Genomic DNA, 18,503 nt, shown 5'->3' on the forward strand with positions numbered 1-18,503 from the left:
GGCGGTTCATGGGGCCGTCAGATCCCGGCCCAGCAGCTCGAACACCCCGTCGAGCAGCTCGAACATCTCGTCGTCGGTGGCCGATTCGATGTCGTCCAGCTCCAGGGCGGCGAGGGTGGACTGAACGCGGTCGAGCTCGGCGAGCGCCACGGTGTCCGCGGACTCCCCGCCCGAGGGCAGGAGTTCCTCCCGCAGCAGCACGGCGAGGTCGTCGGCGGTCGGGTAGTCGAAGACGAGGGTGACCGGCAGCCGGAGCCCAGTGGCGGCGTTCAGCCGGTTGCGCAGATCGACGGCGGTGAGCGAGTCGAAGCCCAGCTCCTTGAAGGCCCGCCCGGTCTCGACCGCGCCCGCGTCGGCGTAGCCGAGGGCCGCGGCCGCCTGCTCGCTCACCAGCTCCACGAGGGCGGTGTGGCGGTCGGCCGGGCCGAGCTCCGTGAGCCGCGTGCGCAGCGCGGCGGCGCCGCCGGCCTCCTCCCGCTCGGCTCCGACCGGGTCCTGCCAAGTGCCGCTCGCCTCGGGGAGGTCGGCGAGCAGCGGCAGCGGGCGGGTGGCGGACAGGGCGGGGGCGAAACGGCCCCAGTCGATGTCGGCCGCGACGAGGAAGCCATCGCTCCGCGCGACGGTCTGCCGCAGCAGTTCCAGCGCCCGTACGCCGTCGATGGGCGGCGCGCCACGGCGTCGCAGCTGGTCCGCCATCTCGCCGTCGATCATTCCGCCGCCCGCCCAGGCGCTCCAGGCCACCGAGGTCGCCGGCAGGCCGTCCGCGCGGCGCAGTTGGGCGAGTGCGTCGAGATACGCGCTGGCCGCCGCGTAGTTGCCCTGTCCGGCGGCGCCCACGGTGCCGGCGATCGAGGAGATCAGGACGAACGCGTCGAGGTCCAGGTCCAGGTCCCGGGTGAGCTCGTGCAGCAGGCGCGCGCCCGCCGCCTTGGGGCGCAGTACGGCCTCGATCCGCTCGGGAGTGAGCGCGTCGACGGTGGCGTCGTCCAGCGCGCCCGCGGCGTGCACCACCGCGGTGAGCGGGTGGTCCGCGCCGTCGCGCGCGACCTGGTTCAGCAGGTGCGCCAGCGCCTCGCGGTCGGCCACGTCGCACGCGGCGACGGTCACCCGGGCGCCGCGCGCGGTCAGTTCGGCCTCCAGCGCGGCCGCGCCGGGGGCCTCGGGGCCACGGCGGCTGACGAGCACCACGTGTTCGGCGCCCTCGTCGACCAGTCCGCGGGCGATCTGGGCGCCGACGCCGCCGGTGCCGCCGGTGATCAGGACGGTGCCGCGGGGCTGCCAGCGCTCACCGGAACGGCTGGCCCCGGCCCGCCGGAGCCGCCGGGCGAGGGTGCCCGAGGCGCGGATGGCCAGCTGGTCCTCGCCGTCCTGGCCGGTCAGGGCGCGGGCGAGCGCCCGGAGGGAACCCTCGTCGAGCGTCCCGGGCAGATCGATCAGCCCGCCCCAGCGCTGTGGATGCTCCAGGGCGACCGCACCGCCCAGGCCCCAGACGAGGGCTTGCGCGGGGGCTTCGAGACGGTCTGCGCCGCTGGTGGAGACGGCGCCCCGGGTGACACACCACAGGGGTGCGTCGACGCCCGCCTCGCCCAGCGCCCGCACCAGGTCGAGAGTGGTGGCGAGCCCGGTGGGGACGTCGGGGTGTTCCGGGTGCGGTGCCTCGTCGAGCGCGAGGAGAGACACCACGCCGCCGGGCGCCCCGGTGTCCCCGAGTGCCTCGGTGATACGGGCGGCGAGCCGGACGCGGTCGGTGTCGTCCGGGCCGATACGCAGAGGGACGACCTCAACGCCGAGCGCGGCCAGCCCGGCGGTGATGGCCTCGACGGCAGCGGGGCCGGTGCTGGTGGGGCCCGTGGTGGCGGGGCCGGTGGTGGCGGCGCCGGTGGTGGCGGGGCCGGTCTCGGCAGCCCCGGAGCCAGCAGCCCCGGGGGTGGCGGCCCCGGAGTTGGCGGGCCTGGCCTCGGTGACAGCAGGTCCGGAGTTGGCGGGCCGCCTGGTCTCGGCAGCCCCGGCTTCGACGGCTCCGGCCGTGCCGGGCCCGGCGTTGGCGCCCTCCCTATCAGTGGCGCGAGCCTCGGCGGGCACCGCCACCAGCAGGCGGCCCGGGAGCGCGAGGGTTTGCCCGTCGTCGAGCGGTTGCCAGCCGATGCGGTAGCGCCAGGCGTCGAGCGCCGCCTGGTCGCTCAGCCGGGACCGCCACGACGACAGCAGCGGAAGCACCTCGCTGAGCGGCGCGTCGGCGGCCGCCCCCAGCGTCGCCGTCAGCGTGTCCAGGTCCGCGTTCTCGACCGCGGTCCAGAACTCCGTCTCCGCCGGGCCGGTGGCCGCCTCCGCGACGGGCCCGGTCCGGGGCCCGACCCAGTAGCGGGTGCGCTGGAACGCGTAGGTGGGAAGGTCGACGCGCCTGGCTCCCCGTCCGGCGAACAGCCCCCGCCAGTCCACCTCCGCGCCATGGACGTAGCCCTGGGCGAGCGAGAGCAGCATCCGCTCGGGGCCGCCCTCCTCGCGGCGCAGGGTGCCGATGACGGCGGCCGAGCCCTCGGCGGCCTCGACGGTGGCCTCGATGGCGGCGGCCAGCACGGGGTGCGGGCTCACCTCCACGAACAGCCGGTGGACGCCGGTGAGCAGCGCCCGGGTGGCCGTTTCGAGCCGTACGGTCTCCCGCAGGTTGCGCGCCCAGTAGGCGGCGTCGAGCCCCGCGGTGTCCAGGGGTTCACCGGTGACGGTCGAGTGGAAGACGATGCGCGAGGTGCGCGGCCGGACGGGGGCGAGGATCCGGAGCAGCTCGTCGTGGATCGCCTCCACCTGTGCGGAGTGCGAGGCGTAGTCCACCGGGATCAGCTTCGCCCGCACGTCCTCGGCCTCGCATCGGGCCAGCAGTTCGCGCAGCGCCTCCGGTTCGCCGGAGACGACCACCGCGCCGGGGCCGTTGACGGCCGCCACGGAGATACGGCCGTCCCAGGCGGCGATCCGCTTCCGCACCTCCTCGACCGGGAGCGACACGGACATCATGCCGCCGTGTCCGGCCAGCCCACGCCCGATGGCCTGCGACCGCAGCGCGACCACCCGCGCCCCGTCCTCCAGCGACAGCGCACCCGCGACCACCGCCGCCGCGATCTCCCCCTGCGAATGCCCCACCACAGCCGCAGGCGTCACACCACACGCCCGCCACACCTCCGCCAACGACACCATCACCGCCCACAACGCCGGCTGCACCACATCAACCCGCCCAAGCGCCCTCTCATCCCCCAGCACATCCACCAACGACCAGTCCACGAACGCCGACAACGCCGCCTCACACTCCGCGATCCGCCCCGCGAACACCGGTGACGCATCCAACAACTCCACCGCCATCCCCACCCACTGCGACCCCTGCCCCGGAAACACGAACACCGGACGGGCCTCGGGCACTGCCGCGCCCTCGCCGCGCACCACCCCCGGGGACACCCCTCCGGAGGCCAACGCCTCCAGGGCGCCCAGCAGTTGGGCGCGGTCCGCGCCCACCACCGCGGCGCGGTATTCGAAGGCCGACCGTCCGGTGGCGAGCGAGTGGCCGACATCGGCCGGGGACACCTCGGGGCGCTCGTTCAGACGGGCCAGCAGCCGCTCCGCCTGTGCCCGCAGGGCCGCTTCGCTCCTGCCGGAGAGCACCCAGGGGACGGCGGAGCCGCCGAGCGCGGTCCCGTCCAGGGCGGGGACGCCCTCTTCGCCGTCCTCCCCCTCGGCCGGGGCCTGTTCGAGGATGACATGGGCGTTGGTGCCGCTCACGCCGAACGCGGACACCCCGGCCCGGCGCGGACGGCCACGCTCCGGCCACTCCCGCGCCTCGGTCAGCAACTCGACGGAGCCGGAGGACCAGTTGACGGCCGGGGACGCCTGCTCGACATGGAGTGTCCTCGGCAGCGTGCCGTGACGCAGCGCCATCACCGTCTTGATGACCCCGCCCACCCCGGCCGCCGCCTGGGTGTGGCCGATATTGGACTTGAGCGAGCCGAGCCACAGCGGATGGCCGGAGGTGCGGCCCTTGCCGTACGTGGCGAGCAGCGCGCCCGCCTCGATGGGATCGCCGAGCGCCGTGCCCGTGCCATGGGCCTCGACGGCGTCGACGTCGTCCACGGTGAGCCCTGCGGCGGTCAGCGCCGCCTCGATGACCCGGCGCTGGGCCGGACCGTTGGGCGCGGCGAGCCCGTTGCTGGCGCCGTCCTGGTTCATGGCGCTGGAGCGCAGCACGGCGAGGACGGGGTGGCCGTTGCGGCGGGCGTCGGAGAGCCGCTCCAGCAACACCATGCCCGCGCCCTCGCCCCAGCCGGTGCCGTCGGCGCCCGCGGCGAAGGACTTGCAGCGGCCGTTGGCGGCCAGTCCGCGCTGATGGCTGAACTCGACGAAGACACCCGGGGTGGCCATGACCGCCACCCCTCCGGCCAGCGCCAGCGAGCATTCGCCGCGGCGCAGCGCCTGGGCCGCCAGATGCATGGTCACCAGCGACGAGGAGCACGCGGTGTCCAGGGTGATGGCCGGTCCCTCGAGGCCGAGGGTGTAGGAGATCCGGCCGGAGGCCACGCTGGAGACATTGCTGATCAGCAGATGGCCCTCGACGCTCCGCGGGGCGTACTGCGGGTCCCCGCCGTACTGGAACGAGGCGAGCCCCACATAGACCCCGGCCCTGGTGCCCTTCAGCGAGAGCGGGTCGATGCCCGCGCGCTCGATCGCCTCCCAGGACACCTCCAGCAGCAGCCGCTGCTGCGGGTCCATGGCCAGCGCCTCGCGCGGGGAGATGCCGAAGAAGGCCGGGTCGAACTGGTCGGCGTCGTGGACGAAGCCGCCCTCGCGGGTGTTGCAGGTGCCGGACCGGCCCGGGTCGGGGTCGTAGAGCCCATCGACGTCCCAGCCCCGGTTGGCGGGGAACTCCGAGATCGCGTCGCGGCCCTCGGCCACCAGCCGCCACAGGTCCTCCGGCGAGCGGACACCGCCGGGGAAGCGGCAGCCCATCGAGACGATGGCGATCGGCTCCCGCTCGTCGGCCTCGATCCGCTCCAGCCGGTCACGGGCCTGCTTGAGGTCGGAGGAGACCCGCTTGAGGTAGGTGAGGAGTTTCTCTTCGTTCTCGTTCGCCATCAGGAAGCCCCGAATTCGTTGTCGATGAAGTCGAAGACCTCGTCGGCGGTGGCGGAGAGGAGGCCGGTGTCGGGGGACGGCCCGCCGGTGTGTTCCCCGGGCGTGCCGCCCAGCTTCGCCATGAGGTCGTTCAGCCGCCCCGTCAGCCGCTCCCGCACCCCGTCCTCGGCCATCAGCTCCGGCAGCGCGGACTCCCACCGGTCCAGGTCGTCGAAGAGGGTGCGCGCGTCCGCCGGGCGGGCCGACGGCAGCTCGCCGCGCAGGTACTCGGCCAGTGGCGCGGGCGCCGGATAGTCGAAGACGAGGGTGGCGGGCAGGTCGAGCCCGGTGACCGCGGCCAGCCGGTTGCGCAGTTCGACGGCGGTGAGCGAGTCGAAGCCCAGCTCCTTGAACGGGCGGCCGCCGGCGACCGCGTCGGACGAGGAGTGGCCGAGTACGGCCGCCGCCTGGGCGTGCACCAGGTGCCGCAGGGCCCGGTCCAGGTCCTCACCCGTCAGGTCCGCGAGGCTCGCCAGGAAGGTGTCCGCCACGTCGTCCGGCCCGGTGGTGCCGGGAGCCGCGGTGGTGGCGAGGGCGTCACGCACCTCCGGCAGCTCGCCGATCAGCGGCCGGGGGCGCGCGGCGGTGAAGCCGGGGACGAAGCGGTCCCAGCGCACATCGGCGAGGACGAGGGAGGTCTCGCCGGTGTGCAGCGCCTCGCTCAGCGCGGCCACGGCCAGCTCCGGTGCCATCGCGGGCAGCCCACGGCGGCTGAGGTGCTCCGCCACCTCGCCGTGCTCGATCATGCCGTGGTCGGCCCAGGGGCCCCAGGCCACGGAGGTGGCGGGCAGGCCGCGTGCCTCGCGGTGCTCGGCGAGGGCGTCCAGATGGGCGTTGGCGGCCGCGTAGGCGCTCTGCCCGCCGCTCCCCCAGGTGGCGGCGATGGACGAGAAGAGCACGAACGCCTCGAGGTGGTCCTGGTCCAGCAGCGCGTCCAGATGCTCGGCGCCCAGCACCTTGCCGTCGGCCATCTCCGCGAAGTCGGCCACCGTACTGTCGGCGAGCTGGGAGAACTCCACGACGCCCGCCGCGTGGAAGACGGCGTGCACCGGGTCGCCCCCGGTGGTGATCCGGCGCAGCAGCGCCGCCACCTCGTCGCGGTCGCGGACGTCGCACGCCGCCACCGTCACCCGGACACCGCCCTCGCCCAGCGCGATCAGCTCGTCGCGCAGTCCGGCGGCGCCGGGCGCCGCCATGCCACGGCGGCTGGTGAGCACGAGGTGTTCGGCGCCGGAGCGGGCCAGCCAGCGGGCGACCTGGGCGCCGAGCCCACCGGTGCCCCCGGTGATCAGTACGGTGCCATGCGGTTTCCAGCTCTCCCGGCCCGGTGTCCGCAGCGGCGCCCGGACCAGCCGCCGGACGAACACCCCGGCGGCGCGGAGGGCGAGTTGGTCCTCCGGGCCGCTGTCGCCGGCGATGCCGGAGAGCGCGGCGCACAGCCGGTCCGCGGTGCGCTCGTCGAGGTTTCCGGGGAGGTCGACCAGACCGCCCCACCGCTGTGGGTGCTCCAGGGCCACGACCCGGCCGAGGCCCCAGGTGGCGGCCTGCGCGGGGCTGCCGAGCGGATCGGATCCGCTCACCGAGACGGCGCCGGTGGTGGCGAGCCACAGCGGGGCGGCGAGCCCCGCGTCGCCCAGCGCCTGGATCAGCCCCACGTTGAGGGCCAGACCGGTGCTGAGCGCGGTGTGTTCGGGGTGCGGGCCGTCGTCGAGGGCGAGCAGCGAGAGCACACCGGCCGGTGTGCCACCGGTGTCCGCCTCGTGGCGCAGCCGCGCGGCGAGCGCGTCACGGCCGCTCGTGGCCACGGTGAGGGGCACCACGCGCGCCCCGCGCCGGTCGAGGGCGGCCGCCACGGCGGCGATGTGCGCGCCGTCCGCCCGGCCCTCGGGCACGGCCACCCACCAGGTGCCGGACAGCGGCGCCGTACGCTCCTCGACGGCCACCGGGGACCAGGTGATCCGGTAGCGCCAGGAGTCCACGGTGGCGCGGTCGCTCTGGCCACGGCGCCAGGAGGAGAGCGCGGGCAGCAGGTCGCCGAGCCGCGCCTGCTGGTCGATCTCCAGGGTGGTGGTCAGCGCCTCCAGGTCCTCGCGCTCGACCGCCTCCCAGAAGCGGGCCTCCACGGAGGACGCGTCCGTGGTGGCGGCGACGGTCGGCGTTCCCGGCGTGGCGGGGCCGAACCAGTAGCGCTGCCGCTGGAAGGCGTACGTGGGCAGCTCCACCCGCTGCGCACCGCGCCCGGCGAACACCGCCGCCCAGTCCACCTCGCCACCGTGAGCGTGCACCTGGGCGACGCCGGAGAGCAGCGCCTCCGTCTCGTCGCGGTCCTTGCGCAGAAGGGGTACGAACGCGGCGAGGCCGGAGACGCATTCCTGGCCCATGGCGGAGAGCACACCGGCGGGGCCGAGCTCGACATAGCGGGTGATGCCCTGGGCTTCGAGGAACCGTATGCCGTCCCCGAAGCGCACGGCCTGACGCACATGGCGCACCCAGTACTCCGGCGAGCACACCTCATCGCCCGCCAACTCGCCCGTGAGGTTCGAGACGACCGCGATATGCGGCATGGCGTAGGTGATTCGGCCCGCCACCTCGGCGAACTCGGCCAGCATCCCCTCCATCAGCGGCGAGTGGAACGCATGCGAGACGCTCAGCCGCTTGCTCTTGACCCCCACCGCGTCCGCCACCGCGAGCACCGCCGACTCCTCACCGGAGATGACGGTCGCCGCCGGACCGTTGACCGCCGCCACGCTCACCCGGTCCTCGTAACCGGCCAGATGCGGTGTCACATCGGCCTCGGCGGCCTTCAGCGACACCATCGCACCGCCCTCGGGCAGCGCCTGCATCAACCAGCCACGCGCCGCCACCAGCGCACAGGCGTCCTCCAACGAGAACACCCCCGCCACATGGGCGGCCGCCAACTCCCCCACCGAATGCCCCACCAGGAAGTCCGGCACCAGACCCCACGACTCCACCAGCCGGAACAGCGCCACCTCCAAAGCGAACAGCCCCGTCTGGGTGAACACCGTCCGATCCAGCGCCTCGGCATCCCCACCGAACACCACCCCCCGCACCGAACGGTCGAGGTGACGGTCCAGCTCCGCGCACACCTCGTCGAACGCCCCCGCGAACACCGGGAACGCGGCATACAACTCCCGCCCCATACCGAGCCGTTGAGCGCCCTGACCGGTGAAGAGGAACGCCGTCCTGCCCTCGTCGTCGGCCACCGTGCCCGGGGTGACGCCCGTGGCGAGGTGCTCAAGGCCGCTCAGCAGCTCCTCACGGTCGCGGCCGACCACCGCCGCGCGGTGGCCGAAGGCGGACCGGGTCACCGCCAGCGAGTAGCCCACGTCCACCGGATCCAGCTCCGGCCGCCCCGCCACATACGACCGCAGACGTTCCGCCTGGGCGCGCAGCGCCACCTCGCCACGTGCCGAGAGCACCCACGGGACCACATCGGTGCGCACCGACGGCTCCGGCTCGGTGTCCGGTTCTGTGGCCGGGTCGGCGGGCGGCTCCTCCAGGATGAGGTGGGCGTTGGTGCCGCTGATGCCGAAGGCGGACACCCCGGCGCGTCGCACCCGCTCGCCCGCGGGCCACTCCCTGGCCTCGGTCAGCAGCTCGACGGCCCCGGCCGTCCAGTCCACATGCGGGGTGGGCTCCTTGACGTGGAGCGTCCTGGGCAGCAGGCCGTGGCGCATCGCCATGACCATCTTGATGACACCGGCGCCGCCGGCCGCGCCCTGGGTGTGGCCGATGTTGGACTTCAGCGCGCCCAGCCTCAGCGGCCGTTCGGCATCCCGGCCCTGGCCGTAGGTGGCGAGGATGGCCTGGGCCTCGATCGGGTCGCCGAGCGTGGTGCCGGTGCCGTGCGCCTCGACGGCGTCCACCTCGGCGGCCGACAGCCCGGCGTTCGCCAGCGCCTGCCGGATCACCCGCTGCTGCGACGGGCCGTTGGGGGCGGTGAGGCCGTTGCTGGCACCGTCCTGGTTGACGGCCGAGCCACGCACCAGCGCCAGCACCTCATGGCCGTTGGCCCGGGCGTCGGACAGCCGCTCCAGCAGCACCATGCTGACGCCCTCGCCCCAGCTGGTGCCGTCGGTGTCGGAGGAGAACGCCTTCGACCTGCCGTCCGGGGCGAGCCCGCGCTGCCTGCTGAACTCGATGAACAGGCTCGGCGTCGACATCATCGTCGTGCCGCCCGCCAGCGCCATCGAGCATTCGCCCTGGCGCAGCGCCTGCGCCGCCTGGTGGATGGCGACCAGGGAGGAGGAGCACGCGGTGTCGATGGTGAGCGCCGGGCCCTCCCAGCCGAGGGAGTAGGCGATGCGGCCGGAGACCACGCTGGCGGCTTTTCCGGTCAGCAGATACCCCTCCATGTCCTCGGGGATCTCGCCCAGCCGCGAGGCGTAGTCCTGGCCGGTGGAGCCGATGAACACGCCCGCCGTGCTGCCCTTCGTGGAGTGCGGGTCGATCCCGGCGCGCTCCAGCGCCTCCCAGGAGGTCTCCAGCAGCAGCCGCTGCTGCGGGTCCATGGCCAGCGCCTCGCGCGGGGAGATCCCGAAGAACTCGGGGTCGAAGTCGTAGGCGTCGTAGAGGAAGCCGCCTTCCTTGGCGTAACTCCGGCCCGGCGTATCGGGGTTGGGGTCGTAGAGCTCCTCGACGTTCCAGCCGCGGTCGGTCGGGAAGGTCGAGATCACATCGCGGCCGTCCGCCACCAGCTCCCACAGGTCCTCGGGGCCGCGGACCCCGCCGGGCAGCCGGCAGCTCATGGCCACGATGGCGATCGGATCGTCGTCGGCGGGGCGGACGGCGGCCACCACGGCCGCCACGTCTGCCTGCTCGCCCAGTGCCTCGCGCCGCAGGTGGTCCACCAGCACGGCGGGGGTCGGGTAGTCGAAGAGCAGGGTGGTCGGCAGCCGCAGCCCGGTGGCGGCGCCCAGCCGGTTGCGCAACTCCACGGCGGTCAGGGAGTCGAAGCCGACCTCGCGGAAGGCGCGGGTGGCCTCGATGTCGTCCGGGGCGGCGAGCCCCAGCACGCCCGCCGCGTGTTCCCGCACCAGGTCCAGCAGGAACGGGTCCCGGTCGGCCGCCGGCAGGGCGGCCAGCCGCCGCCCGAACGAGCTCTCGTCGCGCTCCGCGGCCCCGCCTCCGCCACCGGCCCGTACGACGCGACGGACCGGTGTCCGGACCAGGCCGCGCAGATGGGCCGGTACGGCGTCCTGACCGGGGGTGGCGGCGCCGCTCGCGGCGCGCTTGCGCAGCTCGGCGAGGTCGAGCCGGACGGGGACGAGCGTGGCATCGCCCGCCTCCCGCGCGGCGTCGAAGAGTTCCATGCCCTCCGCGCTGGGCAGCGGACGGATGCCGGAGCGCGCCATGCGCCGCACATCGGCGTCGTCCAGATGCCCGCTCATGCCACTGCGCTGCTCCCACAGGCCCCAGGCGAGGGACTGGGCGGCCAGGCCGCGGGCCCTGCGGTGCTGGGCGAGGGAGTCCAGGAAGGCGTTGGCGGCGGCGTAGTTGGCCTGTCCGGCGTTGCCGATGGTGGCGACGACGGAGGAGTAGAGCACGAACGCGGCCAGGTCGTGGTCCGCGGTCAGCTCGTGCAGATTCCACGCGGCGTCCACCTTGGGCCGCAAGACGCGGTCGAGCCGCTCGGGGTTCAGCGCGTCCACGACGCCGTCGTCGAGCACACCCGCCGCGTGGATCACCGCGGTCAGCGGATGCGCGACGGGTATCGCGCCGAGGAGCCCGGTGAGCGCCTCCCGGTCGGCGGCGTCGCAGGCGGCGACGGTGACGGTGGCTCCCAACCCGGCCAGCTCCGCGCGGAGTTCACCCATACCGTCGGCCGCGGGCCCACGCCGGCTGACCAGCAGCAGATGCCGTACGCCGTGCTCGCGCACCAGATGGCGGGCGACGAGCCCACCGAGGGTCCCGGTGGCGCCGGTGATGAGAACGGTGCCCTCGGGGTCCAGCGGCCGGTGGCCACCGGCGGGCCCGGCGGCACGGGCGGCGGTGGTCTCGGCGGGCCCGGTCGCGGCGGCCACAGTGCCGGTGGCACCGGCCCCCTGGGCAGCCCCGGCAGCCCGGGTTGCGGCGACCTCGGCAGCCCCAGCAGTCCCGGTAGCCCCGGGGCCTGCGGCCCCGGCAGCTCCGGTGGTGGCAACCTCCGCGACCCCGGTGGCGGTGGCCCCGGTAAGCGCGGTGGCGGTGGCCTCGGCGGCCCCCGTCGCCCTCGCCACCCGCCCCAGCCGGGGCGCCCTCACCAGTCCCCCGCGTACCGCGCACTGAGGTTCGCCGGAAGCCACCGCGGCCGGGAGAGCGGTCGCCGACTCAGGATCGGCGTCGAGGTCGACGAGGACGAAGCGGCCGGGGTGTTCCGACTGGGCCGAGCGCACCAGGCCCCATACGGCGCCGTGGGCCACGTCCGGGACCGCTTCGCCGGGGGCGGCCGCGACCGCGCCGCGGCTGAGGAACACCAGCCGGGAGGAGGCGAGGCGGTCATCGGAGATCCAGCGCTGGATCAGCGCCAGCGCTCGGTGGGTGGCCGCGTGGGCCGCCTCCGCCACATCGCCGTCGCCCTCGGCGACGCACGGCACCAGCACCGCGTCCGGCGCGTCCGCCGTCTCGTCGTAGGGCACCGCGTCCACGGCCGCGGAGAGCCCGAGCGGGTCGTCACCGAGCACCGCCCAGCTCGCCGGGGTCCAGATGGTGTCGCCGGACACCGCGGGCCACTCCAGCCGGAACAGCGACGGGTGGAGGGCGGAGCGGCCGCCGATCGGTTCGGGCGTGTCCACCGCGCGCAGCACGAGCCGGTCCACCGAGGCCACCGGGGCGCCGCTCAGGTCGGCCGCGACGACCGCGTACGTATCGGGACCCGTCGGTGTCAGCCGCACCCGCAGCGCGGTGGCACCCGTCGCGTACAGGGCAACACCGCTCCATACGGCGGCCAGCCGAGCTCCGCCACCGCCACCGCCACCATCGCCATCGCCATCGCCGCCACGGTCGCCCGGGGTCTCCACCGCGTCGAGCGCCGACTCCAGCAGCACCGGATGCAGTCCGTAGCGCGCGGCGTCGGCCTCCTCGGCCTCGGTCAGCCCGACCTCGACGTAGAGGTCCGCACCGAGCCGCCAGGCCGCCACGGAGCCTCCGGCCACGTCCGCCGGGACGGCGTCGGCCGGGGGCCACGTGGCGAGGCCGGTGTCGGCGGCCGGAGCGCCCGTGCCCAGAACCGCCGTGGCGTACCGCGTCCACGGCTCGTCCGCGTCGGCGCCCTCGGCGCGCGCGTGGACGGTGAGGGCGCGCAAGCCCCCGCCGTCCGGGGCGCCGATACGCACCTGGATTACCGCGGCGCCCTTCTCGGGCAGCACCAGCGGCGTGTCCAGGGACAGTTCCTCGATCCGGTCGCAGCCGACCTGGTCGCCCGCGCGGATCGCCAGTTCGGCGAGGGCGCTGCCGGGGAGCACGGCCGCGTCGGGGCCGGTGCGCTCGGTGAGCCAGGGGTGGTCCTGTGCGGAGATCCGGCCGGTGAACAGGTGGTCGTCCGCGCCCGCCAGCGGGACCGCCGCGCCGAGCAGCGGATGCCCTGCCGCGTCGAGTCCGGCCGCCGCCACATCGCTCGCCGCGGCCGGCCTGTCCAGCCAGTACCGCTGCCGCTGGAACGGATACGTCGGCAGCTCCAGGGCACGCTCGGCGCGCCCCGGCGCACCCCCGAACACCGTGTCCCACGACGGCTCGACACCCTGGACGTACGCCTCGGCGAACGAGCCCACGAAGCGCTCCGGGTCGCCCTCGTCCCGGCGCAGCGTGCCGACGACGGCGGCGCTTCCGCCCGCGTCCTCGATGGTCTGCTGGAGCGACATGGCGAGCATGGGGTGCGGGGAGCATTCGATGAACGCGGTGTGGCCGTCGGCCAGCAGCGCCCGGGTGGCCCGCTCGAAGTCCACCGGCTCGCGCATGTTCCGATACCAGTAGTCGGTGTCCAGCGCGGTGGTGTCCAGCGGTCCACCGGTCACCGTGGAGTAGTACGCGATCCGCGAGGCGCGCGGCCGTACCCCCGCCACCTCGCGCAGCAGCCGCTCGCGCAACCCGTCGACCTGCGGGGAGTGTCCGGCGGTGTCCACGCCCGGCACCCGGCGGGACTTCACCCCGTCGGCGGCGAGCTCGGCCATGAAGGCGTCCAGGGCCTCCGGGTCGCCGGAGACGGTCACGGTGGCGGGGCTGTTGACGGCGGCGATGCCGAGCCGTTCGCTCCACGGCCGCAGCCGCTCCGCGACCGTCCCGGCCGACGCGAGCACCGAGAGCATGCCGCCCTTGCCGCTCAGCTCGGCCCACGCCTGGCTGCGCCGGGCCACCACCTTGGCCGCGTCCTGGAGCGAAAGCCCTCCGGCCACGTAGGCGGCGGCGATCTCGCCCTGCGAGTGGCCGACCACCGCGGCCGGTTCGATGCCGTGACTGCGCCACAGCGCCGCCAGCGACACCATCACCGCGAACAGCACGGGCTGCACCACGTCGATACGGGACAGCGACGGCGCGCCCGGTTCACCGCGCAGCACATCGCGCAACGACCAGTCCAGAAACGGCTCCAGGGCGTCGGCGCACTCCTCCAGCCGCTCCGCGAAGACGGGCGAGGTGTCCCACAGCGGGAGCGCCATCCCGATCCACTGCGAGCCCTGCCCGGGGAAGACGAACACGGTCTTGCGCCGGCCGCCCGCCGTGCCCTGGACCACATGGGGCGCCGGGGTGCCCTGCGCGAGCGCGCCGAGGCCGTCCAGGAGCCGCGCCCGGTCCCGGCCGAGGACCACCGCCCGGTGGCCGAAGGCCGTGCGGGTGGTGGCGAGGGCGTGGCCGAGCGCGGCGAGGTCGGTGCCTGGGTGGTCGGCGAGGTGGTCCCGCAGCTGCTCGGCCCGGGTGCGCAGGGCCTGTTCGGTGCGCCCGGACAGCACCCAGGGCAGCACGGGCAGCCCCGGGGCCGCCGGGCGCGGCTCGTCGTGGCCGGCGGCCGGTTCGGCCGGGGCCTGCTCCAGGATGGCGTGTGCGTTGGTGCCGCTGATGCCGAAGGACGACACGCCCGCGCGGCGCGGCCGCCCGGTCTCCAGCTCCGGCCACGGCCGGGCCTCGGTCAGCAGCGCCACGGCCCCGGACGACCAGTCCACATGGGGCGAGGGCTCCTGTACGTGCAGGGTCTGTGGCAGCACGCCGTGGCGCAGCGCCAGCACCATCTTGATGACACCGGCCACGCCCGCGGCGGCCTGGGGGTGGCCGACGTTGGACTTCAGCGAGCCGAGCCACAGCGGCCGGTCCTCGGGGCGGTCCTGGCCGTACGTGGCCAGCAGTGCCCCCGCCTCGATGGGGTCGCCGAGCGCGGTGCCGGTGCCGTGGGCCTCCACCGCGTCCACATCGGCCGCGGTGAGCCCCGCATCGGCCAGGGCCTGGCGGATGACCCGCTGCTGGGCCGGGCCGCTCGGGGCGGTGAGGCCGTTGCTCGCGCCGTCCTGGTTGGTGGCGGAGCCACGGACCAGCGCCAGCACCTGGTGGCCGTTGCGCCGCGCGTCCGACAGCCGCTCCAGCAGCACCATGCCCACGCCCTCGCCCCAGCCGGTGCCGTCGGCGTCGGACGAGAACGCCTTGCAGCGGCCGTCGGGCGACAGCGCCTTCTGGCGGCTCAGCTCCACGAAGATCCCGGGGCTGGACATCACGGTGGCGCCGCCGGCCAGCGCCAGCGAGCACTCGCCCTGGCGCAGCGACCGTACGGCCATGTGCAGGGCCACCAGCGAGGACGAGCAGGCCGTGTCGACGGTGACCGCCGGGCCCTCGAGCCCCCAGGTGTAGGCGATCCGGCCGGAGGCCACGCTGGTGGTGCCACCGGTGAGCAGATAGCCCTCGAACCCCTCCGACGCCTCGTCCATCCGCGGCCCGTAGTCCTGCGGCATGGCGCCGACGAAGACACCGGCGTCGCTGCCCTTGAGGGTGGTGGGGTCGATCCCGGCGCGCTCGAACGCCTCCCACGCGGTCTCCATCAGCAGCCGCTGCTGGGGGTCCATCGCCTGGGCCTCGCGGGGGCTGATGCCGAAGAAGGCCGGGTCGAACTGGTCGGCCTCGTAGAGGAATCCGCCCTCGCGCACATAGCTGGTGCCGTGGCGGGCCGGGTCCGGGTCGTAGAGCCCGTCCAGATCCCAGCCCCGGTTGGCGGGGAAGCCGGCGATGGCGTCCCGGCCCTCGCTGACCAGCTCCCACAGGTGCTCGGGGGTGCGCACCCCGCCGGGGAGGCGGCAGCTCATCGCCACGATGGCGATCGGGTCGTCGTCGCCCGCGCTGACGGTCCGGGTGGCGGCCGGGCGCGGGGCCACGGCCGGCCGAGCGCCCACCACCACCTCCCGGAGGTGGTGGGAGAGGGCCAGCGGGGTGGGGTGGTCGAAGAGGACGGTCCCGGCGAGCCGTGTTCCGGTGGCGGTGCCGAGGAGGTTGCACAGCTCGACGGACATCAGCGAGTCGAAACCGAGGTCCTTGAAGATCTTCTCGGGGTCGACCGCGTCGGGCCCCGGGGAGCCCAGCACCCAGGCGGTGTGCGTACGGACCAGCTCCAGCGCCACACGCTCGCGCTCGGCGGCGTCGGTCAGGGCCGCGAACTCCTGACGCCAGGAGAGGGGTTCATCCGTGGCGGCGTCCTCGGTGCCGGGGAGGTCGGTGTCCAGCCAGTAGCGCTGCCGCTGGAAGGCGTACGTGGGCAGCTCCACGCGCTGCGCACCGCGCCCCGCGAACACCGCCGCCCAGTCCACCTCGCCACCGTGAGCGTGCACCTGGGCGACGCCGGAGAGCAGCGCCTCCGTCTCGTCGCGGTCCTTGCGCAGGAGGGGTACGAACGCGGCCGGACCGGAGACGCACTCGCGGCCCATGGCGGAGAGCACACCGGCGGGACCGAGCTCCACGAAGCGGGTGACACCCTGCCCTTCGAGGAACCGTATGCCGTCCCCGAAGCGCACCGCCTGACGCACATGGCGCACCCAGTACTCCGGCGAGCACACCTCATCGCCCGCCAACTCGCCCGTGACGTTGGAGACAATGGCCAGACGCGGTGCCGAGTAGCCGATCCGGCCCGCCACCTCGGCGAACTCGGCCAGCATCCCCTCCATCAGCGGCGAGTGGAACGCATGCGAGACGCTCAGCCGCTTGCTCTTGACCCCGACCGCCTCCGCGATCGCGAGCACCGCCGACTCCTCACCGGAGATCACGGTGGCCGACGGACCGTTGACCGCGGCCACGCTCACCCGGTCCTCGTGGCCTTCGAGATGCGGCAGCACCTCGGCCTCCGGAGCCTGGAGGGAGACCATCGCACCGCCGCCGGGCAGCGCCTGCATCAACCGGCCACGCGCCGCTACGAGCTCACAGGCGTCCTCCAGCGAGAACACCCCCGCCACATGGGCGGCCGCCAACTCCCCCACCGAATGCCCCACCAGGAAGTCCGGCACCAGACCCCAGGACTCCACCAGCCGGAACAGCGCCACCTCCAAAGCGAACAGCCCCGTCTGGGTGAACACCGTCCGATCCAGCGCCTCGGCATCCCCGCCGAACACCACCGCCCGCACCGAACGGTCAAGATGACAATCCAGCTCCGCGCACACCTCGTCGAACGCCGCCGCGAACACCGGGAACGCGGCATACAACTCCCGCCCCATACCGAGACGTTGAGCCCCCTGACCGGTGAACAGGAACGCCGTACCGCCGCTGACCGCCACCGCCCCCGGGACCACACCCGCGGCGAGTTGCTCAAGACCGTTCAGCAGCTCCTCACGGTCGCGGCCGACCACCGCCGCGCGGTGGCCGAAGGCGGACCGGGTCAGCGCCAGCGAGTAGCCCACATCCACCGGATCCAGCTCCGGCCGCGCCACCACATACGACCGCAGCCGCTCCGCCTGAGCGCGCAACGCGCCCTCGCCACGGGCCGAGAGCACCCACGGCACCGTGTCGAGGGCCGTTTGCCGTTCCGCGGCCGGGGCGTCGGTGGGTGCCTCCTCCAGCACCATGTGCACATTGGTGCCGCCCATGCCGAACGAGCTGACGCCCGCGAGCCGTGGGGCGTCCGGCTCCGGGGCCCAGGCGTCGAGGGCGGTCTGGACCGTCAGGCCCAAAGTGTCCAGGGGGATCGCGGGGTTCGGCGTCTCGTGGTTGAGGCTCGGGAACAGCTCGCGGTGGGCGAGCGAGAGCACCGTCTTGATGAGGCCGGTGATCCCGGCCGCGCCCTCGAGGTGGCCCACGTTCGTCTTGGCGGAGCCGACCCGCAGCGGCGCGCCGTCCGCCCGGTCGGCGCCGAGGACCGCGCCGAGCGCCGCGGCCTCGACCGGGTCGCCGACCTTGGTGCCGGTGCCGTGCAGTTCGACGTACTGGACCCGGGCGGGGTCGACCCCGGCGCGCTCGTAGGCGGCGCGCAGCATGGCCTCCTGCCCGTGGGCCGCGGGGGTGGTGAGGCTGTCGCCGCCGCCGTCGTTGTTGGCGTCGGAGCCGCGGATCACACACAGCACCGGGTCGCCGTCGCGCAGCGCGTCCGGGAGCCGTTTGAGCACGACGAGGCCGCCGCCCTCGCCACGCACATAGCCGTTGGCACGGGCGTCGAAGGTGAAGGAGCGGCCGTCCGGGGAGAGCGCGCCGAACCGGGAGGCGGCGATGAAGCCGTCGGGGGCGAGGTTGAGCTGGACGCCGCCCGCGACGGCGGTCTCGCTCTCGCCGCGCCGCAGGCTCTCGCAGGCCAGGTGCACGGCGGCCAGGGACGAGGACTGCCCGGTGTCCACGGCCACGCTCGGGCCGCGCAGCCCGAGGGCGTAGGAGACCCGGTTGGCGATGATCCCGCGGTTGAGGCCGGTGAGGGTGTGCTGGGTGATGGCGGCCGGTTCGCCGCGGTGGACCAGGGCCGCGTAGTCGTCGGCGATGGCGCCGATGAAGACGCCGGTGCGGCTGCCGTCGAGGCGCGCCGGGACGAGTCCCGCGTTTTCCAGCGCCTCCCAGCACAGTTCCAGCGCGAGCCGCTGCTGGGGGTCCATCGCCCGTGCCTCTCGGGGTGAAATCCCGAAGAACTCCGGATCGAACTCGGCTGCCCTTTCGACGAACCCGCCGAATCGAATACCGGCGTCCCGGAGCTCATCGGCATACCGGTCCGCCGGGATCTCCGTGATGGCGCTCTCTCCATTGCGCAGCAACTGCCGGAACTCATCCGGGGTCGATGCGCCCGGCACGCGACATGCCATACCGACGACCGCGATGTGCCCGTCACGCATCAGGGAGTTCTCCGACATCACGACCTCAGACTCTTCTCTCAGTTGAGATTACGACGCGATTGGACTGACCATGATCCCGAAGTCGAC

Annotated in this window: 2 protein-coding genes; both read right to left on the bottom strand. The window is 74.4% G+C overall.

All coding sequences use genetic code 11. The features are described from left to right. Positions 1 to 6 precede the first annotated feature (6 nt). The gene (locus ACT2CW_RS06155; protein ID WP_445515819.1) at positions 7 to 5,112 is read right to left on the bottom strand and encodes a type I polyketide synthase; all 5,106 of its coding nucleotides are present in this window, start codon (positions 5,110 to 5,112) and stop codon (positions 7 to 9) included. Beyond that, complete coding sequence (locus ACT2CW_RS06160; protein WP_445515820.1) at positions 5,112 to 18,434, bottom strand: type I polyketide synthase; 13,323 nt, start codon at positions 18,432 to 18,434, stop codon at positions 5,112 to 5,114. The genes ACT2CW_RS06155 and ACT2CW_RS06160 overlap by 1 nt, the downstream gene beginning before the upstream one ends. Between the last annotated feature and the right edge of the window lie 69 nt (positions 18,435 to 18,503).

It is taken from the genome of Streptomyces sp. NEAU-174 (assembly GCF_052665095.1).